Source organism: Neobacillus muris (genome assembly GCF_943193175.1).
GTDB classification, from domain to species: Bacteria; Bacillota; Bacilli; order Bacillales; family Cytobacillaceae; genus Neobacillus; species Neobacillus muris.
Genome location: NZ_CALPDF010000035.1, coordinates 23,622 through 45,744, shown reverse-complemented (window position 1 = coordinate 45,744; position 22,123 = coordinate 23,622). Strand labels below are relative to the sequence as shown.

The following is a 22,123-nucleotide window of genomic DNA, read 5'->3' as shown; positions in this document are numbered from 1 at the left end:
CGCTGGCTGAACTTTTTTATTTAGTGAATATCATTCTTTTTGAAATTTCCGCCCTTCACTTCTGCAACATCAAAGACGGTAACAAAGGCTTTTGGGTCAATTTCATGGATGATTTCTTTTAGTTTGGTTTCTTCCAAGCGGTTAATGATACAGGTGATTTCTTTAAATCTTTCGTGAGAAAAACCACCATATGCTTCTTTATACGTTGCGCTTCGCCCCAATCGGTCACGGATGGTTTCGACCATTAATACAGGCTCCGTTGTGATAATTTGAAAGGCTTTCGAACCGCTTAAACCTTCTTCGACAATATGAATGACTTTGGAAGCAATAAAGTAGGCGATTGCCGAAAGAATCGCCCCCTGCAGGCCGAATACGCTTGAAACGACAATAAAGACAAAAACATTTAAGAAAAGAATGAAGTCACTTGTTCCGAACGGCAATCTTCGAGCCAGCAGCACGGCCAGCATATCAATGCCATCCAATGCACCGCCGTTACGCAAGGCTAAACCCATCCCAAAGCCGAGAATAATCCCGCCGACTACGGTCACCAACAATGTATCTCCTTCAATAATCGCCGGGGTGTGATGCATGAGGCTTGTCCCAATCGCCAGTGAAGCAATGCCGATAATGGAATAAATCGCAAAACTTTTCCCGATTTGTTTATACCCTAGCCAGATAAAGGGGATATTGATGACAGCAATTAGAATACCTAAAGGAAGGTCAAATAGTTGTGAACCTACGATGCTTAGGCCTGTCACACCTCCATCTGATACGTTATTGGGGATTAATACGGTTTCCAGCCCATAAGCGGCGATAAATGCACCGATAATGACCAATAGTCCTCGCATGATCATTCTTGGTCTATTCGGCGGCTGTTTTTTGTTTGTACTCATATAAATCCTCTCTTCCGATATTTTTGTTAGTTTAAGTTTACCACAAAATTATCATCATCATCGTCCGGGTCCTGCCCAAGCATTTTTTGCAGACATTCCTTCTCTTTGAAAATAAATAAAAAAAGAAAATGGGATAACGCCCCATTTTCTTGATTCATGGCTCAATAGTTTATGGCTTTGGAACATGTTTAAAGACTTCTCCGCTGTCAAAGAATTCAACGAGACGGGCTAACCATTGATAATAATCCATCCATTCCTTCGTTTCTTTCAGAAGAGCATTCAGCTTTTGCTCCATTTCTTCATTGATTGGTTCATTTTCCCGAATGGCTTGCAGTTCAGCAGACATTTTTTTTTCAAACATTTTGTTTTTCTGAATTGCTTTTTGCCAGTTGGAGGTAAACAACGAGACGAAGGTCTGATAATAATCCTGTTCTACATTGTATAAATCTTTGCGGACTCCTTTTTCAAAAACTTTTTCCGCTATATTTAAATCGACCATTTCGCGGACCACTTGGCTCATCCGGGTTTTGCTCATTCCGGTTTCCTCTGATAGTTCATCCAGTGTCATTGGCCTTCGGTTCATATAGATGATGCCGAGCACGCGTCCGACCGTAGGTGTGACACCGTATGTATGCATGTTGTCGGCGATTTTCTCGACAAACTGATCTTCAATCTGCTTTATCTTCTCTAATGGTCGTTCTTCCAAAAGAATTCACCCTTCCAGTTACCCATGTTCGTTGACACTATATCATAACTTGGCAAAATTTCGAAAAAGCGGATGGTATAGGAAGTGGGAGGAATTGGGCGTTTTTTTAAGAAAAAGTAGTCATACATCATTCTAAACTTTTAATTTTACGTAAATTCTATAAAATATATACAATTTATAAACTTTTTATTTTACGGAAAATACTTTAAACTAAAATTAGAGAATTTAGATTTTTTATAAAAATAATGGAGGTGGTTCACTTGCTCAGACTTGATCATGTTTCAAAAGTGTACAAAGGGGGAAAACGGGCGGTCGATAATTTGACCTTAGAAATTGAAGAAGGCGAATTCATCTGTTTTATCGGTCCAAGCGGCTGTGGGAAAACGACCACAATGAAGATGATTAACCGCTTAATTGAGCCCACGGATGGAACCATTTTTATCAATGGCAAAAACATCATGGAGAGCGACCCGGTCCAGCTGAGAAGGGAAATCGGGTATGTGATTCAGCAGATCGGTTTATTTCCTCATATGACCATTCAGGAAAATATCTCCCTCGTTTTAAAACTATTAAAAGTTCCCGAAGAAAAGCGCCGTGCCAGAGCGCGAGAATTACTAACACTTGTTGATATGACACCCGATTATTTGGACAGGTATCCGCATGAACTGAGCGGAGGCCAGCAGCAGCGGATCGGCGTACTGCGGGCATTGGCGGCCGATCAGCCGCTGATCCTAATGGATGAACCGTTTGGCGCATTAGACCCGATTACTAGAGACTCCTTGCAGGAGGAATTTAAAAAGCTGCAGCGGAAGCTGGGCAAAACGATTGTGTTTGTTACCCATGATATGGATGAGGCGCTGAAATTGGCTGACCGGATTGTGATAATGCGCGACGGTCAGGTTGTCCAGTGTGACACACCGGATGAAATTTTACGAAATCCGGCCAATGAATTCGTGGAAGAGTTTATCGGAAAGGACCGGCTGGTGCAGGCAAGGCCGAATATCCAAACGGTCGAACAGATTATGAATCCAAGTCCGGTCACGATTACGGGAGGCCGAACATTATCAGAAGCGATCCAATTAATGAAACAGCACCGGGTCGATTCCTTGCTTGTGGTGGATGAAAAGAAGGTGCTGCAAGGGTTTATTGATGTCCAGATGATTGATCAAATGCGGAAAAAAGCCAACCTGGTCAAAGATGTCGTCGAGACCGAGATTTTTACGGTTGAGAAACAGACGCTTGTTCGTGATACGGTCCGGAAAATCTTAAAAATTGGGATGAAGTACGTTCCGGTTGTGGATGACAAACGCCGCCTTGTCGGGATAGTCACCAGAGCTAGTTTAGTAGATATTGTCTATGATTCGATTTGGGGCGAGGCTGAAATCACAAAAATAGGATAGGAGGGAGCTGATTTGGAGTCCATCTTACAATTTTTCAGTACCAATGGCAGTGAAATGCTGTTCAAGACATGGGAGCATTTATATATTTCGGTGATTGCTGCACTGCTCGGCATCCTCATCGCGGTCCCGCTTGGAGTGGCGTTAACACGGTTTCCGAAAGCGGCAGGATTTGTGATGGGAGTATTAGGGGTGGTTCAAACCTTTCCAAGTTTTGCGATTCTTGCCTTCTTTATTCCTCTTTTAGGTGTCGGGAAAACACCCGCTATTATTGCGTTATTTTTCTATTCGGTCCTACCTATCCTGAGAAACACCTATACGGGAGTGAGCGGCGTACAAAAGAGCCTGCTCGAAGCAGGGCGCGGGATGGGTATGACTGGATGGGAACGGATCCGCTACGTGGAAGTACCGCTGGCGATTCCTGTCATCATGGCTGGGATTCGCTTATCCACGGTCTATTTAATTGGCTGGGCCACCTTAGCTTCGTTTATTGGCGGCGGCGGCCTTGGGGATTACATCTTTAGCGGCCTTAACCTGTACCAGCCTGAATTTATTATTGCCGGTGCCGTTCCTGTTACATTGTTAGCTTTATTGACGGATCTCCTTTTAGGCAAAGTGGAAGGCTGGGTAACCCCTAAAGGAATGAAAAAGATGAGAGAAGCAGCTTAGAATGGGGGGATTCATATGTTAAAAAGAAAACGTTTACTGATCACCTTGTTGCTGGCACTGGCTGTGTTGATGAGCGGCTGCTCGCTGCCCGGTTTGAGCGGAGCAGCCGATAACACGATTAAGGTAGGAACCATGTCGACATCCGAATCGCAAATTATGGGGAATATCGTTCGGCTGATGATTGAACATTACTCCGATGCGAAAGTGGAAATGGTGAATAATTTAGGTTCTTCGATTGTTCAGCATCAGGCGATGATGAATGGGGATATCGATATTTCGGCCACCCGTTATACCGGAACAGACCTGGCTGGTGCCTTAGCGATGGATTCAGTCAAGGACCCAGAAGAAGCGCTTAAAATAGTCCAGCGGGAATTTCTAAAGCGCTTTGACCAAACCTGGTTTGATTCTTATGGCTTTGCCAATTCCTACGCGTTCACGGTGACGCGGGAGCTGGCGGGAAAAGAAAACCTGAAAATGGTTTCCGATTTAGAACCACTTGTATCTAATCTGAAATTAGGTGTCGATAACTCTTGGTTGAAGCGGAAAGGGGACGGTTATCAGGGGTTTGTCGAAGAGTACGGATTTGAATTTGGCAAAACCTTTCCGATGCAGATCGGGTTAGTCTACGAAGCGGCAGCGAATGGGAAAATGGATGTGGTTCTTGCTTATACCACGGACGGGCGCATTAAAGCCAATGATTTACAGGTATTGGAGGATGACAAACATTTCTTTCCTCCTTATGACACGTCAGCCGTGGCCCGCAATGATGTGTTAGAGGCTCATCCGGAATTAGAGGGCATTCTGCAAAAGCTTTCCGGGACGATTAGTACGGAGAAAATGCAGGAATTGAATTATGAGGCAGACGGGAAAATGAAAGAACCGGCGATTATCGCGGAAGAGTTTTTAGAGGAAAACGATTATTTTGAAACTAAGAAATAGGAGGTGACCCTCATGGAGACCATCCATGATATTGTTTATTACTATTCACAAAATGGAGCTTATGTCTGGGAGCAATTTTATCGGCATTTCCTGATGTCGGCCTATGGCGTGTTGTTTGCTGCGATTGTCGCCATCCCGTTAGGTATTTTTATTGCGAGACATAACAAGCTTAGTGTCTGGGTGATATCGCTGGCGAATATTGTCCAAACGATTCCGGCATTGGCGATGCTGGCCGTGCTCATGCTGGTTATGGGACTTGGAACCAATACAGTGGTCTTTTCCTTATTCCTCTATTCCTTATTGCCGATTATTAAAAACACCTATACCGGAATCCGCAATGTGGATCATGCGTTACTGGAATCGGGAAAGGCGATGGGGATGAACAAGTTTCAGGTTCTTTGGATGGTCGAGCTGCCGATGGCGATGTCGGTGATCATGGCAGGGCTCCGGATGGCATTAGTCATTACTATTGGGATTGCCACGATCGGGACATTTATTGGTGCAGGTGGATTGGGTGACATTATTTTGCGCGGGACCAATGTGACGGACGGAACACCGATTATTCTGGCAGGTGCCATTCCCACCGCCTTGATGGCTGTGATTGCCGATGTGGTGATGGGCTGGCTGGAGCGGAAGTTGTCACCGATAAAAAAAAGAAAAGGCAGTCTAAAGAAGAATCTGAGGGAACAGGCTGCTTAAGTTCATAAGCCCATCTCGATCATGATCGAGGGTGGGCTTTTTTCGTGTTTCTGACAGGATACTGGACGTATTTTTAAAAATTCATCCGATTTTCAAAAATACTTTCGGGTTTTAGTGTAATACATTCAACTTTATGATTTAGAAAGAGCTTGGGACTCCAAGCTCTTTTTTGCACATTTAGGTTTGCTATTTCAATTTTAGAAGATGAAATTGAAATAATCGATAATAATATATTAAAAACAATTAAAAATTTATTGAAATTCGATAAATATTATCCTATAATCAATTTGTAAAAAATTTTGTGAGGTGTTTTTTTATGAAACGGGGATCACTCTTTTTAAAAATGGCTGTCTTTCTTATGGGAATTCCGGTTCTTGCTTTGGGCATATATGCGCTGATTTGGTTAGTTCATCATCCATTCAATCCAGATTATGACCATATCCTATATCCGATTTTAATCGGCATGTATGTATCCATGATCCCGTATTTCGCTGCCTTGTTTCAGGCCTTTCAACTGTTAAATTATATTGACAAGGGCCAGGCTTTTTCTAAATGGTCTGTGAAAGCCCTGAAGAAAATCAAAATCTGCGCGATTATCATTAGTGGTTTGTATGTGATCGTTCTGCCATTTGTTTATCTCCTAGCGGAGCTGGATGATGCGCCGGGGCTCGTTCTCATCGGAATGGTCCCGATTTTTGCCTCGATTGTCATCGCCGTATTCGCGGCGGTTCTTCAAAGACTTTTACAAGAAGCAATCGATATCAAATCCGAAAATGATTTAACGGTCTGAGGTGAATACAATGGCGATGATTATCAATATTGATGTGATGCTGGCAAAACGGAAGATGAGTGTAACAGAGCTGTCGGAACGGGTCGGCATCACGATGGCGAATCTTTCGATCTTGAAAAACGGGAAGGCAAAAGCGATCCGCTTATCCACGTTGGATGCGATTTGTAAGGCGCTGGATTGCCAGCCTGGGGACCTTTTAGAATACCGAAGTGATGAGAACGAAGGGAAAAATTCCTCTAAGGAGTGATTCAATTGATCAAAAATATGAATCGTATTAAGGATAAAATAAAGGACTTTTCATTGCAAAAGGTAGAGCATATTGATCGATTCTGTTTGAACTTTCAAAATAAGCCCTTTGAAGATCAGTGCTTACTCGACATCGATTTTGTTATTAAGGATCAAGACAAACGATATATCTCCTGCTTTCGTTTCTACAACCCTAACAGTATCGATTTTGAAAGCGGGGGCATCTATCATCAGTTGTCCCTCGAGATTTATGATATCAGGGATCGAGGCTGGGAAAATAAGAATTATGAAGTGATAGACTGCGAGGACGATACGTTACGGTTTTACTGTACAGACATTGAAGTGCTTTCTTTTAGGGAAGCTCAAAAATAGCAGTTCTTTCAAAAAGGACGAAGACAAAGCAGCATTCAAATCGATTTTTAAAGGAGAACATGTATGAAAAACGAACCGATCATCAGCTTGAGTCATGTGACCAAACGGATTGGCCGGAACACGATTATCGACGATCTGACATTTGACGTACCGCAAGGCGAAATTTTCGGCTTTCTTGGTCCAAATGGTGCCGGTAAAACCACCACCATCCGCATGATTGTCGGGCTGATGTCCATCACCAAGGGCCAGATCCTGATTAAGGGGAAAAATATCAAAACTGAATTCGAGCAGGCCATCCGCCACGTTGGCACCATCGTGGAAAGTCCGGAAATGTACAAGTATCTGAGCGGCTACCACAACCTGGTTCATTACGCCCGGATGGTGCCGGGGGTTACGAAGGAACGGATTGATGAAGTGGTGTCGCTGGTCAAGCTGGAGGAGCGTATCCATGACAAAGTCAAAAAGTATTCGCTCGGGATGCGCCAGCGGCTGGGAATCGCCCAGGCACTGCTGCACCGGCCGTCCCTGCTGATTCTTGATGAACCGACGAACGGACTTGATCCGGCGGGGATTCGCGAGCTCCGCGATTATTTGCGGCATTTGACCCGTACGGAAGGAATCACGGTGATTGTCTCCAGCCATTTGTTGTCGGAGATGGAGCTCATGTGCGACCGGGTCGCCATCCTCCAGCGGGGCAAGCTGGCCGATGTGATGCCGGTTCAGGATTTCACCCAGGGGAATGAGCAGGCTCAAACGTATCTCATCCAAGCTCAGCCGCCTGAACAGGCAGTGGCGGCGATGAGGGACATGGAGGGGATCAAGGAGGTCAAGCTCGCTCAAGGCGGGAATGTGGAGGTCACCACCGAGCGGGAATGCATCCCGGATATTCTAGAGGGGCTAATGAAGAACCAGATTCGCATCTATGGTGTCCAGATGGTCAGCCAGTCTCTGGAGGATCGTTTCTTAGAAATAACGGGGGGTGGACCAATTGGTTAATCTAGTACTCAATGAAAATATGAAGATTTACCGGCGGGTGCGAACATGGATCCTCGTCGGGCTTATGGCGGCTTTTGTGCTGTTTGTCAACTTTATTGAATGGCATTCCGATGGAAAACAGGCAAAAGGTGAAGGCTGGCGGTCAGAACTGAAGCAGGAGAACCGGCAATACAGGGAGATTCTGAAGCAGCCCAAGCTGGGGGAAGAGGACCGGGCCTTCTATCAGGAGCAGATGGCTCTCAACCACTATCACTTGGATCACGATATCCGCTCAACGGACGGCACGATGTGGGATGGCGTGAACGGTTCGGCTAGTTTGATGATTGTGATTACTATTTTCGTTATTATCATTGTGAGTGACAGTGTAGCGGGGGAATTTTCGTCAGGGACGATTAAGCTGCTGCTTATCAGGCCGGCCAGCCGGGTCAAGATTCTTGTCTCCAAGTATATCTCGTTTCTGCTGTTTGGTTTGCTGTTGTTGATTACGCTGTTTGTTATATCTATTGTAGTGAATGGAATCTTATATGGTTTTGGATATATGGATTTGCCGCTGGTCAGTATGACTGCGGACGGGCAAATTGTTGAAAGGAATATGGTTATCAATTTGTGGAAAACGTATATGCTAAACGGTATTTCCACGATTATGTATGTAACTATGGCTTTTATGATTTCGTCGGCGTTTCGAAGCAGCGCGATGGCGATCGGATTTTCGATTGGCGCTTTGTTTGCGGGCAATATTGTTTTGGAGGCACTGCAGCGGTTTGTTTGGAGCAAGTATTTGTTGTTCGCCAACACGGATCTCACCCAGTATCTGGATGGGCATCCTTTCCAGGAGGGAATGACTTTGTCGTTTTCTATTACGGTGCTGGTTTTCTATTTCCTTGTGTTCAATCTGATTTCCTGGCTCCTTTTTACCCGCAGGGATGTGGCAGCATAATTGATCAAGGCGGCCTAAATAATCATAGGGGGGTTCTTCCTTGGTTATTTAGGCCTCTTTTTATTTTTGTTTTTCAATTTGTGTGATTTCTTTAATGAAGGCTGTTCTACTGTCGGATAGCTCTCGCTGACTGTCGGATAAGTTTGAGTAACTGTCGTATATGCACCCGTAACAGTCGGAAAACGGATTCCAACTGTCGGAAGCCGGTGCTACTGTCGGATAACGCTCGCTAACTGTCGGAAGCCGGTGCTACTGTCGGATAACGCTCGCTAACTGTCGGATACCCCTCCCTAACTGTCCACTCGCACAGTCGGCATCCATTACCTGCTAAACAAGCACCTCAAAAAAATATCTAATAAATGGATCAAGTGGTATAATATAGATATTCAAACCAAGGAGGTTTAAAATGAACAAATCTTCTTATCATCCATACGAGGACGAAAACCTTCATCAAACAGTCAATATACCCGAAACCAATTCTTTAGATGAAAGGGCTCCATTTAATGACGCAATCAAGCACAGTGATATGGTCCAAGGGATTCCGTCCCCTAAACGAATAGAGCAATTACCAAAATGGTATCAGAATCCCAGAAGAATGTTTGCAGCCGTCTCCGCCCTTATCATCATCTCGCTTTTGATCTATCAAGTTATCCAATTCGTGATCGCCATTAGATCAGGGCAATAGATCCATTCCATTCTCAGCGAATCAACCGCCTCCGCTTATTCTTAGCTCCTGTTTTGTTCAAAAACAGCACGGTAAAAAACTGTCTTGCCAGGAGATAGGCAAATGCCCCAATGGGGATGGCGAACAAATCAAGCCATAGGCCATCTGGATATTGGTCCGGGTGGTTGAACCATGATCGAGACTCAATAGCCCCAAACAGCAGGGAGGGCGCCAAAAAGAACAGCCATGGGTTTCGAAGCCACTTCACGTTCCATTGCTGGTTGACCGCTTCGTAAATGGCTTCGGCCGCCACAGCCAGAAACACGACAATGAAGAATCCCCCTACAATACTTTCCATTGGCAGCGTATTCGGAAATTCCGGATGATAAAATTCCATCGTCCCATACGAGACCAGACATAAAAATGCGGTGACAAAGAAGACGCTCCAGACAAACCGGACAATCTTCAACCAAGGGAACATGGCCCGCTTCAATTCGTGATTGATGCTTGTCTCATTCCCGAAGGATTGGATCACCAGATCGACTGCCTCCGCTTCCGAATATCCTTGACCCATCAAGTCGTTCCTATGTTCCATTAGATGGGCATATAACTCCTCATGCATGTCCTCCCGTTCCTCCCGAGGCAAGTCAGCCAGGACCTGCCGCAAGTATCGCTCCAATTCATTCATGTTAATCCCCCTAACGTTCGATCAATTAACCGATTGATTTGCTTCCAGTTCTGCAGTTTTTCCGAAAGCACCTGATGGCCCGTGTCCGTAATAGAATAGTATTTCCTTCGTGTTCCATCGGGCTGCTGGCTCCAATAAGATGTCACGCACCCTTTACTCTCTAAGCGTTTTAAAGCCGGATAGAGGGTGCCCTCATTCATGTGGTAGGCATCTTCACTTAATACCCGTAGCCTTTTGGTCATTTCATATCCATAACTATCACTCTCAACTAACAAAGACAGCAATAAGATCTCAATGCTCCCTTTCAGCAATTCCCTATCCATAAAAATCTCCTCCAAATCTTGCTAATAACATTGTATAACAATGTACATAGTTATACAATGTTATTAGGAAAATAAATACAATTCATAGGGGGATGCTGCAATGGATGGAGTCATTTGGCTGATCATTCTGCTCTTGCTGACGTTGATTAATGGTGGAGCCATACAGTTACATATAAAGAAGAAACTGCATTTTTTCTGGTCAGGGATCATCATCGGGATTCTTGGGCCCCTTTTAGCCTTTTCCTTAGGAGCTGTCTTCGTGAAACTGGGGAGCACCGGTGAGGGAGGGGCGATTGCAGCTGCCTTTATCGGGATGATCATTGTGGGGAATGGGATTATTTACATCATCGCCGGGATGGTTATAAAATTAGTGAGCTGGATTCGAGGATAAGGCTGGGACGAAGTTTTCCTATTTGGCGGCTGTTTTATCCGCCAAAGCCGAACAACGCCATAAGAATAGGCTGTATGGCCATTCCAATAATCAGGATGATGACAACCAAGAAGGCCGTATATTTAAGCAAACCTTTTTCCTTCTTTTTCATTCCCAAGATCCCCATATAAATGCTGGCGATCATAAAGCCAAAGGATGAAAAGAAGAACCATTTAATAACTATTTTTTCGTAAGAAGCTGGTTCAGCAGGGTCGTCAGCGATATAATAACTGGAAATAAATAATAGTACCCCTGCCAGACTGAGAATGGTTGACCAAATACTTCTTTTTGAAGCCATGAAGCCTCCTGCTCCTTTCGAAAAAAATTTTCTTTGTCTCTTTATTTCGTCTTTCTTTTCGATTATTCCTTCTTTAACCATCCTATCCTTTAGATAGATTACAGTTCGCCGTGCTTTTGGAAAAATCAAAAAAAGACTATGATAGAATAGTAAAATTTTCCGTTAGGAGGAATTCAGGATGAAAATGGAACATGTGGGAATTATGGTCAATGACATGGACGAGTCTTTGACGTTCTATCAAAACGTCCTCGGTTTGGAATTAAGAAATAGACAATGGTTAAATGACACGGTCGAGCTAGCCTTTTTATTTTTTCCAGAGCAGCCAAGTGTCGAGGTGGAACTCGTCAAAGGCGGTCCGGTTGAAAAAGAAGGAATCGTGAACCACTTGGCCTTTACGGTTGAAAACATTGAAACGGAACTCGCACGCTTGAAAGAAGCAGGCGTCAAATTGGTAGATGAAGCACCTCGGAGCATTCTAAATGATACTGTGAAAATCGCCTTTTTCCAAGGACCGAATGGCGAGAAGCTGGAATTGGTAGAAAGATAAGGGAAAGTAGTTCGCCTTAGGGTTCCTTGTTGATTTCCGTGTAGGTATGAGAATGGAATAGGGGGAGAATTTCCGTCTATTGTAGATAAAGGGGACTTATGAAGCTGATATAAGCGGAGAAATTCCGCTTAACGTCTCTAAATAATCCAAAATTCATTGATTTTGATACAATAAGCGGAAAAAACTCTCTTATTTTTAGGGAAATACCCATATTTCTCAATATAAACGGAAAAATTCCGCTTATTTTTCATGCACAGAAAATCAACGTTCAGTTAGAGCAGACCTTTTTGAAAAAGTCCTCAAAAAGATTTTTTCTTGTCTACAAAAGTGATTCCTTTCATGATCTTTCTAATACCCTTTGGAAAAAAATAAGCACACGGAACGGCACAGATAAATGCCTCGCTCCACATTCTTAACCACGTTGCCATAAACATGTCAGTAAAGCCGATATTGATGGAAACTAAAACAAAAGAAATGAAAAAGGAAATCCCCAAACCCATTAAACTCGTAAAGATTATATGCTCATATTCTTTATTTATTTTCAATGCAATCATTCTTTCAGCCATCATTCCATTATATCTGGTTTCTTTATTTGATTCGTCCACTCAGACATAAACCGGATAATGACACACAATTCCTCTTCCGTAAATTTATTGAATAACTCTTCATAACGCTGGATTACTTTTTGATGCATTTTCTATGCTCACAGGCTCGTTTTTCGCTAGATTGTGTTAAATAGTAATAGACCGTCTTTAGGAGCGGTCAGATAGGGATTTATAATTCCTGAAAAATTCGGCATAGTCGTTGATATTCGGCTATGCCGTTTTTTCGTTTATTTTGGTAAATCGATAGCGCCAATGCAGTTATAAAAAATTTGAATCCGCTGGGTTCTGCGGCCATCTACCTTTTCAGCCTTAAATACTATAATTTTATCAATGAACTCTCGGATAATCTCTGCATCCAATTCTGTAATTTCTGTGTACTTTTTTACTAGTGCCAAAAAGCGGTCGGTATTGAGGGACTGTTCATTTGCTGTATCAATGGTATGCTTTAATTTGATTATCCTTTCTTCCAGGACCTTCTGCTCGGCTTCATATTCAGCCGACATCTTGTAAAAACGCTCTTCGGGAATTTTGCCCATCACATTGTCCTCATATAGTTTCCGAATGATTTTGTCTATGTCAGCAATACGAGTCTGTGCTTGTTCGTACTCCTTTTGACTTTGGCGGAGTTCTTTGGCAAGTTCCTTTTCTGAATTATTCATAACTATACGAATGAATTCCTGTTCATGGTCTTTGGCAAAGGAGGTTACACGTCTTAAGTCTTCTAAAAGAAGCTGTTCCACTACAACATTGCGTATCTGATGTGAACTACACATACCCTTTTTCTTGCGGTAAGTCGCACAAACGAAGTATTCCTTATCGTGTGTCCATCCCTTGCCTCTAACCTGATACAGCTTTGCTCCACAGTCGGCACAAAACATCATGCCAGAAAGCATTCCCATTTCACCTAATCGTGATGGTCTTCGCTTGCCATCTCTAATTTTCTGCACTGTTTCCCAAGTACCCTCATCAATAATTGCTTCATGGGTATTTTTGAAAACCAGCCAATCTTCTGGATTGTTCAATATCTTGACTTTGCTCTTATATGACTTTTTAGAAGTCTTGAAATTTACCGTGTGACCTAAATATTCCATTTTAGCCAGAATATCTGATACGGTACGAGCCGACCAAGCATATGGGTTTTCAGGTGGTCTTGCTGGAGTGTTAATACCCATTTTGCGAAGATGCACCGTAGGTGTATCAATGCATCGCTTTTCAAGTTGCTTTGCTATCTGCGTGGGTCCAAAGCCAGCCATGCACAGTCGGAAAATATCTCTGACCACTTCGGCGGCTTTCTCATCTATAATCCAGTGCAACTTATCTTCAGGGTCTTTAATATAACCGTAAGGCGGATTGGTGCAGAGTGGCTTACCGGACTGTCCCTTGGATTTGAACACAGCACGGATTTTCTTGCTAGTATCCTTAGCGTACCATTCATTAATAATGTTAAGAAACGGTGTAAAGTCACTGTCTGCTTGGTTTGCACTATCAATACCGTTGTTAATAGCAATGAATCGTACATCTGCTTCAGGAAACATAATCTCGGTATAATATCCTACTTTAAGGTAATCCCTGCCGAATCGTGACATATCCTTGATGATAATCGTTCCGATTCTACCGGACTCTACATCAGCAATCATGCGGTTAAAGTCTGGTCTATCAAAAGTTGTACCGCTGACCCCATCATCCACATAAAATTCGATGTTGCGAAAACCGTTGTCCTCAGCATATTTTTTTAGAATTGCCTTCTGGTTCACTATGCTGTTGCTGTCTCCTGCAAGCTCATCATCACGTGAGAGCCTGCAGTACAGAGCAGTAATTTTTGCTTCTTCAAATGCTAATGTTGATTTACGTATAGTGCTAAATGTTGACTGTCTATTCATTTTTATCCTCCATTTCCGACAGTCTTCAAGCGGTTTAGCACTATGTATATTACCGTACTACCTTGAAGAAGTCGAGTTGATTTCCGTGGGTTTATATGAACTATCAGATAACTTTGAAAGGTTTTTTGCGTTGACTGTAATCAGTCGTTTCAGCTTGGAATATGCACTTTCCTTTGCTGAATCACTTACTCGTGATTCCACCACATAGACCGTACCTCCGATATCGGATTTGGTTGTGCGGCTGTTACTTTGATTTTCCATATCGTGACCTCCTGTCCGATGTTTTGATGGAACTGGCACTGAGCCGAATTGATGACTCAGTGCCTAATCCATTATTTAAGCTTTTATTTGTAATATTTTCAGAGCATCCGGTTGAATCAACTTCCCATCCAATCTCTCGTAAGCAGAAAATCCGATTTGCCCCTGCAATGCATATAACTCACTTAATTTTTTTATCGTTATTGGTTGACGTTCAATCAGCCAGTAGTATGATAAATCTCCAAATACAATGCTTTTTGCTCCTGCTGATACTGTAGGCATATATGGAGAGGTAACTACAGGTTTTCCGAAGATGGTGTTATCCGAAGAATTCCACAGATAACTACCGCTTGTATCTTTAAGGGTTCTAAGAAGCATGGCTGTATTATCATGCATGATAAACACAGCGTTATTTCGGTATTCATCTTTTAATGAAAAATACAGAGAGATGATCTCATCAAAAGAGATGGTACTATTGTCTGCTGTAGTTACATCTGCGTCTGCCGTAAGGATACCTGTTGGCTGAGTTGTGCCATTTCCATTAAGCAATGCATTTTCCTCAGCCTTGCCAAAACGCTTCGCAAAATCACCCATCAGATATTTTTCAAGATTAAAGTTCATATCGGTGACGAATGAGCGGTTTAGCTTGACAAGAGATGCCAGCTTGTATGATTTCACCAGAAACTGTGTAAATGTATCAGCACTTTCGGGGATTGGATCTCCGTCTTCAACCCAATCTGCTGTACCCGTTGAGGATACCGCTTGAATTTTACCTTCTGCAGAAGATAGATTGATAACAGTAGCAAATCTGCGGAATATATTCTCCTTTGCCAAAGCAGTGTTAAAGCCTTCTCGGAACTCGTCTGGTGCGACATAGGCTCCTGCATTATCAAAGCCCTCGCTTAGATTTTGATTATTTTCTTCTTTTCCTTTCATAACATTCCAAAACGCTCTATTATAAGTTGTTGATGTTGCCATAATCCTTTACCTCCTAAATTAAAATGGATTGTGGGGTATATACCCCGTTTGAAACCGCGTTTTTTTACGCGTTGCCCCACGCCCGTTATCCAGATGAAAAGGTGTGGAGATTTGACCTCCCCTAGGGGCAGGTATCAACACATGGAGTTGTATCCAGTGTTTTAGTGTTTTTAAGCTTTGTAGCAAGATGTAGCAGGTAAAAACTAAACTCTCTATACGAGAGTGATTTTTTATATAACCTGTTTTTCTTGCTACAAGCTGCTACACTGTGTTTAAATAAGAAGAAATTCTTCTTCAGTCAGCTTATATCCGATAAGCATTGTGGTCATTCCACCACCAGAACGTGGTCGTTTCCGTTCTACACGGGCAATAGCTGTTAATGCTTGTTTAAAGTTTCTTGCATTCTCCGAATAACATCCATTGGCACTACACCACCGCTGATACCGGGCATACACTTCGGATGTCCGCACCTCACTGTTAGGACTTTCCTCCAAGGCATCCTCGAAAAATAATGCTATTTTATCGCTGTCACGTTTATAAGCCTCCGTTGCTGTCTTAACAGAATCAGGTAAAGTCAAGCCTTCCTTCTTTAACAACTGATAGCCTTCAATTAGCCAGTTGAGGATAGCACTCTGATTCTTCGGTTTGGCGAATTCACGTTTTAGGTTTTTATCCTGCTCGCTTTCATCGAAGTGTCGTTCAAAAGGAATAATCACCACTCTGCCACTAGAAAACAGCGTCATATCCGTAATAACGGGCAGATAATTGGTGTTGATATACAGCTTAAACTTTGGCGAAAAGTCAAAAGAATTCTCATGTAGAAACCTTGCGTTAATGGTGTCACCACCCGTCATGCTTTTTACCTGTGCAGCATTTAAGACAAGTCCTCTGCTAGGTTCGGAGATATTCACAAAGCGTACTCCTGCAAGCCGGGCAATATCTTCACTTGGACTTGAACTGTTATTGTTCTTTTTCAGACTGATAGTCTCTGGCCTTGCGGTACAGCCATAACTGCCTAATACCTTAAGAATGCTCTCACATAGCGTACCTTTACCATTTCGAGTTGTAGCACCATAGAGAACAAACAGGCATTCATACCGAGTGTCTCCGCTGATACTGTAGCCAAAGGCCTTTTGGAGGAATTTTGCCTTTTCCTCATCTCCGCTCATAATCTCATGAATAAATCTATTCCATCGCTCGCTTTTTGCTTCTGGGTCATATTTAACGCCAGATATCTTTGTAAGTCTGTCCTCGCTGTTGTGGGGATGAAAATCCATGGATGTTAAAAACAAGGTTCCATTGGCACAGTTGAGTACCTGCGGGTCTTGGTCAAATTCAGCCATTGATATGGGATATACGCTCTGTGCATCCTTAAGCACCGTTTCTCGGTATCTTCTTGACTGCCACTTTCGGCAATAGTCAATGTATGCCTTTCTTTGATGTTCATCCTGAATAGTCAAAGCATAGGTTAGCAGTTGATTAGCCAATGATTTACACATTTCCATTACTTTGAGATTACCGACATCAGGAATCCAAATGCCATTCTCATAGCAAAACCACATTTTCCTTTCAGGAACATATCGGGCAAAAGACTTATAATAATCAGCAAACAACCTGCTTGCCCCAATATCCGTCCAAGGGTAGCGATCGTTACTCTCAGGCTTAAAGCCAGCAAGGGAACATTCACCAAAATCTTCTGTAGCTGATGAATGTATACCACCCGGTTTGTATATCTCAGTAGCATTTGCGATTGCTTTTTCTATGGTTATCATTCCATAAGTACTGCCGGACTGTGGTCTATTCCATTTATCTCGCATTAGGCCGCTCTGCCGGAAAAGTCTGTCTATCTGTCCAATATCCCTGCCACACCAAAATGCCAGCATACCGCAAAGTGCCAAATCAGCTTCACTTACAGAAGCATAGCCTGACGTATCTCCTTGCCATAATGCTTTGAATTTTTCTCCATTTGCTGATTTTAATGCCTTCTCAATAACAGACTTGTCAGATAGATAGGATCGGCTTTCTGTATCCAGTAGTTGCTTCACAGGGGTAGGACGCAACATATACTTGTCTAGTATCATCTGTAGTTCATTCGATTTCTCCGATATATCACCATCTACAAATACATTGCCTGTTACGGTAACAAAACGATTTGTTGCTCCAGCCACATAGACCTCAACTCCCAGCTTTCTGTTGTTGATATAGTATTTTGTTTTGTCAAAGTCATAGCCTGTGGCCTTAAAGAAAATATGCAACCCTTTCCCAGATGGACTGTGTTCCATATAGCAACCACTAAAAGCGTCTACAACACTTTGGGAAATAGGCTTAAGCTTACCGCTGCTATCAAAGCAATCATCTAAGTCGATAACACATATGTCATTACCCACCAAAAATCCGATACCGTCATAATCACTTATAGCAGCTACCGCCGAACTAAAATCTTTAAATGTACCACGTTGATTTGGTTTTGCCCTTTTTCCTGTTATCGGGTTATAGGGAACTTTGGTCTTTTTACCACTTCGCTCTTCATATTTCCAACAGCAAAACTGAGGATTATCTTTAAGCATCTGCGGCAAGTTATCATATTGTGTTTTCAGTTATTTCACCTCCTTGCCTTTTATAAATGACCCGAAACGCTACTGTTCCAGAGGGTTTGCCTTGTTTGACACAACCTCGTTATCTTTCAAGGAATACGCTCGGAATTATCGTCATGGCATATTCTGCTTGAAATATCTCTTGCATTTCGGGGTATTCAGTTGTCAAGGAGCAGTGAGAGAAAACTATGCTTTCTTTTGTAGTGCATAAGAAAGGCAAATCCAAAGAGTATTATTTAAGGTAATTTCCTCTCGTCATCCACAAGACACAAGCCTGCAGTTTGAGTACCGGAACAAATATTTCTGTGAATTGCTTTCCTCTGCTAATAGCCGAAATTATTAACCCCTTAGCTAAATACCTCATTAAATTTCTAACTTGGAAGCTAATGGGGATTATTTTTCCTCTCACCTTATAGCCTTGGTAGAACACATTAGTTGAGGATTTTCTAAAAATATTTTTCTTCCTCATCTATAAGCGAAGAATTCTATTGATTCGAACCCCTAAAATAAAAAAAACAGCCTGTCTATTTTCTAGAAAAGACGGCTGTAATGCTTATGCTTTTTCTCAAATCTGAGCGAAAGTGGTATTAAGTTTAAGAAGGCTGAATGCTGTAGTTTTGGATTTTTCAATTAGACTTTTCGACTTTTTTGTCTAAAAGTATGGGATTGTAATGATTGAATAAATTAATGAAATATAAAACCTAAAATAAAATTGTAAAGTCAAAGTCGACTTAAAATTAAAATGATTTGACCAATATGAATCACATAACAAGATATATAAATATCGCATGTTATTAAGATAAATTATTGAGAAATTGCGATTTTATTGTTATAATATACGAATAGTATATAATTATGGAGGGAGAAGCTGTGGCGATTTCGTACAATAGATTATGGAAATTGTTAATTGATAAAAAGATGAGCAAATCAGATTTACGCAAAGATGCAAAAATATCACCAAATACAATGACAAAGCTGGGTCGTGATGAAGTAGTTAGTCTTGGTATTCTTAGTCGAATATGTGATGTCCTCGATTGTGATTTTGGAGATATAGTAGAACACATTAAGGAAAATGAAAATATATAGTAAGGAGTACTATAATTATGAGAAAAGAAGCAAGCACAGACTTATGGGTTTATGATTTATTAAAAGAAGCAAATCTTGATTACTTTACTCCACAAGGAAGCGATATTAAAGAAATACATAGAGCCTTAAAAACTGCATCAAAATCAGGAACTAATAATGTTGGTTTTCCAGAATATACAGGTGTAGTAAAAGACTTTTTAATCGTTATCGAGGATAAAGCAGATTTGTCATTTCACGTAGCAAGAGACGAACAAAATCTACTTAAAGAGGATACCTCAAGTAATGTTAATTACGCAGTTAATGGAGCTTTATTTTATGGCAAACATCTCATAAAAAATACTACATATAAAAAAGTTATCGCCATTGGAGTTTCAGGAAATGAAAAAAGGCATCGTATCACGCCAATTTTTATAGATGAACGCTTAAATTATAAAGAACTACCGGAAATAGAAACATTTATATCTTTCAAAGAAGAAAATATTGATGAGTACTATATTAAGGAAATATTAAAAGAGGCCACTGACCAAGAGAAGGAAACTACTGAAATTCTAAAAGACGCAGCTACTCTTCACGAAGATTTGCGTAATTATGGTAGTATTCAAGATAAGGATAAACCTTTGATTGTGTCGGGCATTTTACTTGCCCTTCGAGAAATGGAATACAAAAACTTTGATATAAACAACTTAAATGGTGATAACATCGTAACCGATGGAGCGAAGATATATAAAGCTATAGAAGATAACCTAGCTCGTGCTAATGTATCTCCACAAGTAAAAAAAGATAAATTATTGAGACAGTTTTCTGTTATCAAGGATACAGCAAAAATCAATCAGATAAACCCTACACTTGGAAAAACTCCAGTGAAACATTATACTGAGTTTCTCTATAAAAGTATCTATCAAAGCATTAGATACCATCGTTCTTCAGAGGATTACTTAGGAAGATTTTACGGAGAGTTTATGAGTTATTCAGGTGGAGATGGACAAAGTTTAGGAATTGTACTCACACCAAAACATATAACAGAATTGTTTTGTGAATTGCTAGATTTAAAGCCAACAGACAATGTCTTGGATCCTTGCTGTGGAACAGCCGGATTTTTAATAGCAGCCATGAGCCATATGTTGAAACAAACAGATGATGATTTTCAGAAGTTAAATATTAGAAAAAATCAACTTCATGGCATTGAAGACCAAAGCTATATGTTTACTATAGCTACAACAAATATGATTCTCCGAGGGGATGGGAAAAGTAACCTAGAGAACGAAGATTTTTTGAAGCAAAACCCTGCTAAGCTACAGAAAAAAGGCTGTACTGTAGGAATGATGAATCCGCCATATTCACAAGGGTCAAAACAAAATCCTGACCTTTACGAGATTGCATTCACAGAGCATTTATTAGATTCTATTGTCGAAGATGGTAGGGTTGCAGTTATTGTGCCACAAAGTGCTGTTACGGGCAAAACCAAAGAGGAAAGAAATATTAAACGAAATATATTAAAAAAACATACTCTAGAAGGAGTAATCACTCTGAATAAAAACACTTTCTACGGCGTAGGTACGAATCCTTGTATTGTCGTATTTACTGCGGGAAGGCCTCATCACAAAGATAAAATATGCAAGTTTATCAATTTTGAAAATGATGGATATGAAGTATCCAAACATATAGGATTAGTGGAAACAGCAAGCGCAAAGGATAAAAAGCAACATCTGCTTGATGTATGGTTTGATAGAATTGAGCCAGAAACGAAATTCTGCGTAAAAACAACCATTGAGCCTGATGATGAATGGCTACACTCTTTTTATTATTTTAATGATGAAATTCCATCTGAAGAGGACTTTAGAAATACAATTGCCGATTATATTACATTTGAGGTTAATATGATTACTCATGGCAGAGGATATCTATTCAGCCTAGGAGATGATAATTATAAATATTATACAGAACAAAAACCAGATATCCCAAGAGTTGCAGAAGAACTGGCAGGTGAAAGTGATGAATAGACTTGAACTTGACAGTGTGGAATGGAAAGAGTTTTTTATAGGTGGCGAAGAAGGACTTTTTAATATTCGTTCAACTAATAGTGGAATTGACAAAAACAAACTTCTTGAGACTAATGGAGACATCCCATATGTCACTAGGAGTAACCTTAATAATGGGATTGATATTTTTGTCGGTGAAAAACAGAACACTGGATTTAGCATTGACAGAGGAAATGTAATAACAATTGGTTTAGATACTCAAACCGTCTTCTATCAGCCAAAGAATTTTTTTACTGGACAAAATATTCAAATTGTAGAAAATAAACTTTTGAACAAAGAAATTGCTTTATTTTTAGTACCATTATTAAAAATTCAAATGAGAAAGTTTAGCTGGGGTAGCACTGGAGCAACTCTAACTAGACTAAATAGAACTAAAATTTTACTCCCAGTTGATTCTAATGGCAACCCCAACTGGAGATTTATGGAGGATTATATTAAGCGAAAACAGAAAGAACAGGCTCAAAAAATTGTTAATTATTATAAACAGAGAATGATTGAATATTGTTTTGAACTGCTTGATTTTGAAAATGTAGAGTGGAAAGAGTTTAAATTTGAAAAAATATTCAAGAAGATACAGCGAGGAAAAAGGCTTACTAAAAGCAATCAAATCGAGGGCAATACACCCTATATATCATCAACAGCAATGAATAACGGAGTAGATAACTTTATAAATAATGAGGATAATGTGCGCAAATTTAAAAACTGCTTAACTGTTGCAAATAGTGGAAGCGTTGGAGCTTGTTTTTATCATCATTATGAATTTGTGGCAAGTGACCATGTAACAAGCTTAAAGTTAAAAGATGAAAATAATGCAGACAAGTATATTTATCTTTTTATTTCTTCAATTATAAAAAGATTAGAAGAAAAATATTCTTTTAATCGTGAAATTAATGATAAAAGAATTAGACAGGAAAAAATAATATTACCAGTAGATAAAAATGGAAATCCTCATTGGCAATATATGAGGATGGTTATGAAGAAAATTGAGTCCGAAAAAATCTCAAAAGTCGTTGAACACCTAATAAATACATATATTAATTAGATATCTCTTAAAAGCAATCAAAATATTTGAAAACAACCATTTAAGTA

Annotated in this window: 26 protein-coding genes; 15 read left to right on the top strand and 11 right to left on the bottom strand. The window is 40.9% G+C overall.

Going from position 1 to position 22,123, the window contains the following annotated elements; genetic code table 11:
• Window positions 1-20: 20 nt before the first annotated feature.
• Both NFS43_RS18640 and NFS43_RS18635 read right to left on the bottom strand, forming a co-directional pair.
• A complete protein-coding gene (locus NFS43_RS18640) occupies window positions 21-893 on the bottom strand; it encodes a YitT family protein (protein ID WP_251554285.1) in 873 nt (290 codons plus the stop codon).
• Window positions 894-1,062: 169 nt separating this feature from the next.
• On the bottom strand, window positions 1,063-1,599 hold the full coding sequence (locus NFS43_RS18635; RefSeq protein WP_251554284.1) for a GbsR/MarR family transcriptional regulator: 537 nt from the start codon (window positions 1,597-1,599) through the stop codon (window positions 1,063-1,065).
• 260 nt (window positions 1,600-1,859) lie between these two features.
• Between NFS43_RS18635 and NFS43_RS18630 the strand changes: the two genes are divergently transcribed.
• From NFS43_RS18630 to NFS43_RS18585, 10 genes are all read left to right on the top strand, one after another.
• Entirely contained in the window at window positions 1,860-2,999 is a 1,140-nt protein-coding gene (locus tag NFS43_RS18630) for a betaine/proline/choline family ABC transporter ATP-binding protein (RefSeq protein WP_251554283.1), read from the top strand.
• 54 nt (window positions 3,000-3,053) lie between these two features.
• A complete protein-coding gene (locus tag NFS43_RS18625) occupies window positions 3,054-3,665 on the top strand; it encodes an ABC transporter permease (RefSeq protein ID WP_420910346.1) in 612 nt (203 codons plus the stop codon).
• A gap of 15 nt (window positions 3,666-3,680) precedes the next feature.
• On the top strand, window positions 3,681-4,604 hold the full coding sequence (locus NFS43_RS18620) for an osmoprotectant ABC transporter substrate-binding protein (protein ID WP_251554281.1): 924 nt from the start codon (window positions 3,681-3,683) through the stop codon (window positions 4,602-4,604).
• A 12-nt stretch (window positions 4,605-4,616) separates the two neighbouring features.
• Complete coding sequence (locus NFS43_RS18615; RefSeq protein ID WP_251554280.1) at window positions 4,617-5,303, top strand: ABC transporter permease; 687 nt, start codon at window positions 4,617-4,619, stop codon at window positions 5,301-5,303.
• 316 nt (window positions 5,304-5,619) lie between these two features.
• On the top strand, window positions 5,620-6,093 hold the full coding sequence (locus NFS43_RS18610) for a DUF2975 domain-containing protein (RefSeq protein ID WP_251554279.1): 474 nt from the start codon (window positions 5,620-5,622) through the stop codon (window positions 6,091-6,093).
• 10 nt (window positions 6,094-6,103) lie between these two features.
• Window positions 6,104-6,340, top strand: a complete 237-nt coding sequence (locus tag NFS43_RS18605; RefSeq protein ID WP_251554278.1) for a helix-turn-helix domain-containing protein — start codon at window positions 6,104-6,106, stop codon at window positions 6,338-6,340.
• Between the two features lie 5 nt (window positions 6,341-6,345).
• Window positions 6,346-6,711 carry a hypothetical protein gene (locus NFS43_RS18600; protein ID WP_251554277.1) on the top strand — a complete coding sequence of 122 codons (366 nt, stop codon included), beginning with the start codon at window positions 6,346-6,348 and terminating at the stop codon, window positions 6,709-6,711.
• Between the two features lie 63 nt (window positions 6,712-6,774).
• Complete coding sequence (locus NFS43_RS18595; protein WP_251554276.1) at window positions 6,775-7,707, top strand: ABC transporter ATP-binding protein; 933 nt, start codon at window positions 6,775-6,777, stop codon at window positions 7,705-7,707.
• Window positions 7,700-8,644, top strand: coding sequence for an ABC transporter permease (locus NFS43_RS18590; RefSeq protein WP_251554275.1), 945 nt, complete (start codon window positions 7,700-7,702; stop codon window positions 8,642-8,644). The genes NFS43_RS18595 and NFS43_RS18590 overlap by 8 nt, the downstream gene beginning before the upstream one ends.
• Window positions 8,645-9,050: 406 nt before the next feature.
• Window positions 9,051-9,329 (top strand): hypothetical protein, encoded by a 279-nt coding sequence (locus NFS43_RS18585; RefSeq protein ID WP_251554274.1) that lies wholly within the window; start codon window positions 9,051-9,053, stop codon window positions 9,327-9,329.
• A gap of 13 nt (window positions 9,330-9,342) precedes the next feature.
• Here the strand turns inward: NFS43_RS18585 and NFS43_RS18580 are convergent, their stop codons facing one another.
• Entirely contained in the window at window positions 9,343-9,996 is a 654-nt protein-coding gene (locus NFS43_RS18580) for a permease prefix domain 1-containing protein (RefSeq protein WP_251554273.1), read from the bottom strand.
• Window positions 9,993-10,319 (bottom strand): PadR family transcriptional regulator, encoded by a 327-nt coding sequence (locus NFS43_RS18575; RefSeq protein WP_251554272.1) that lies wholly within the window; start codon window positions 10,317-10,319, stop codon window positions 9,993-9,995. The genes NFS43_RS18580 and NFS43_RS18575 overlap by 4 nt, the downstream gene beginning before the upstream one ends.
• Window positions 10,320-10,419: 100 nt before the next feature.
• Here NFS43_RS18575 and NFS43_RS18570 point away from each other — a divergent pair, with 100 nt between their 5' ends.
• Window positions 10,420-10,710, top strand: a complete 291-nt coding sequence (locus NFS43_RS18570) for an ABC transporter permease (RefSeq protein ID WP_251554271.1) — start codon at window positions 10,420-10,422, stop codon at window positions 10,708-10,710.
• A gap of 34 nt (window positions 10,711-10,744) precedes the next feature.
• On the opposite strand, the gene NFS43_RS18565 is transcribed toward NFS43_RS18570, so the two are convergent.
• Entirely contained in the window at window positions 10,745-11,047 is a 303-nt protein-coding gene (locus tag NFS43_RS18565) for a hypothetical protein (RefSeq protein ID WP_251554270.1), read from the bottom strand.
• 178 nt (window positions 11,048-11,225) lie between these two features.
• Between NFS43_RS18565 and NFS43_RS18560 the strand changes: the two genes are divergently transcribed.
• Entirely contained in the window at window positions 11,226-11,594 is a 369-nt protein-coding gene (locus NFS43_RS18560) for a VOC family protein (RefSeq protein WP_251554269.1), read from the top strand.
• 299 nt (window positions 11,595-11,893) lie between these two features.
• Here the strand turns inward: NFS43_RS18560 and NFS43_RS18555 are convergent, their stop codons facing one another.
• The 6 genes from NFS43_RS18555 to NFS43_RS18535 all read right to left on the bottom strand — a co-directional run bounded on the left by NFS43_RS18555 (window position 11,894) and on the right by NFS43_RS18535 (window position 17,882).
• Complete coding sequence (locus NFS43_RS18555) at window positions 11,894-12,160, bottom strand: DUF2798 domain-containing protein (RefSeq protein WP_251554268.1); 267 nt, start codon at window positions 12,158-12,160, stop codon at window positions 11,894-11,896.
• On the bottom strand, window positions 12,160-12,288 hold the full coding sequence (locus NFS43_RS24450) for a hypothetical protein (RefSeq protein WP_277613972.1): 129 nt from the start codon (window positions 12,286-12,288) through the stop codon (window positions 12,160-12,162). Before NFS43_RS24450 ends, NFS43_RS18555 begins: the two co-directional genes overlap by 1 nt.
• Before the next feature lie 138 nt (window positions 12,289-12,426).
• Complete coding sequence (locus tag NFS43_RS18550) at window positions 12,427-14,079, bottom strand: DUF4368 domain-containing protein (RefSeq protein WP_251554267.1); 1,653 nt, start codon at window positions 14,077-14,079, stop codon at window positions 12,427-12,429.
• Between the two features lie 57 nt (window positions 14,080-14,136).
• Window positions 14,137-14,340, bottom strand: a complete 204-nt coding sequence (locus NFS43_RS18545) for a transposon-encoded TnpW family protein (RefSeq protein ID WP_071441617.1) — start codon at window positions 14,338-14,340, stop codon at window positions 14,137-14,139.
• A 75-nt stretch (window positions 14,341-14,415) separates the two neighbouring features.
• The gene (locus NFS43_RS18540; RefSeq protein WP_251554266.1) at window positions 14,416-15,315 is read right to left on the bottom strand and encodes a phage major capsid protein; all 900 of its coding nucleotides are present in this window, start codon (window positions 15,313-15,315) and stop codon (window positions 14,416-14,418) included.
• 272 nt (window positions 15,316-15,587) lie between these two features.
• Window positions 15,588-17,882: a phage/plasmid primase, P4 family gene (locus tag NFS43_RS18535; RefSeq protein WP_251554265.1), complete on the bottom strand. Its 2,295-nt coding sequence runs from the start codon at window positions 17,880-17,882 to the stop codon at window positions 15,588-15,590.
• An 897-nt stretch (window positions 17,883-18,779) separates the two neighbouring features.
• Between NFS43_RS18535 and NFS43_RS18530 the strand changes: the two genes are divergently transcribed.
• The 3 genes from NFS43_RS18530 to NFS43_RS18520 are packed head-to-tail and all read left to right on the top strand — an operon-like array spanning window position 18,780 to window position 22,076.
• Window positions 18,780-18,995 carry a helix-turn-helix domain-containing protein gene (locus NFS43_RS18530; RefSeq protein ID WP_251554264.1) on the top strand — a complete coding sequence of 72 codons (216 nt, stop codon included), beginning with the start codon at window positions 18,780-18,782 and terminating at the stop codon, window positions 18,993-18,995.
• 17 nt (window positions 18,996-19,012) lie between these two features.
• The gene (locus NFS43_RS18525; protein WP_251554263.1) at window positions 19,013-20,995 is read left to right on the top strand and encodes an HsdM family class I SAM-dependent methyltransferase; all 1,983 of its coding nucleotides are present in this window, start codon (window positions 19,013-19,015) and stop codon (window positions 20,993-20,995) included.
• Window positions 20,988-22,076: a restriction endonuclease subunit S gene (locus NFS43_RS18520; protein WP_251554262.1), complete on the top strand. Its 1,089-nt coding sequence runs from the start codon at window positions 20,988-20,990 to the stop codon at window positions 22,074-22,076. The genes NFS43_RS18525 and NFS43_RS18520 overlap by 8 nt, the downstream gene beginning before the upstream one ends.
• Window positions 22,077-22,123 lie beyond the last annotated feature (47 nt).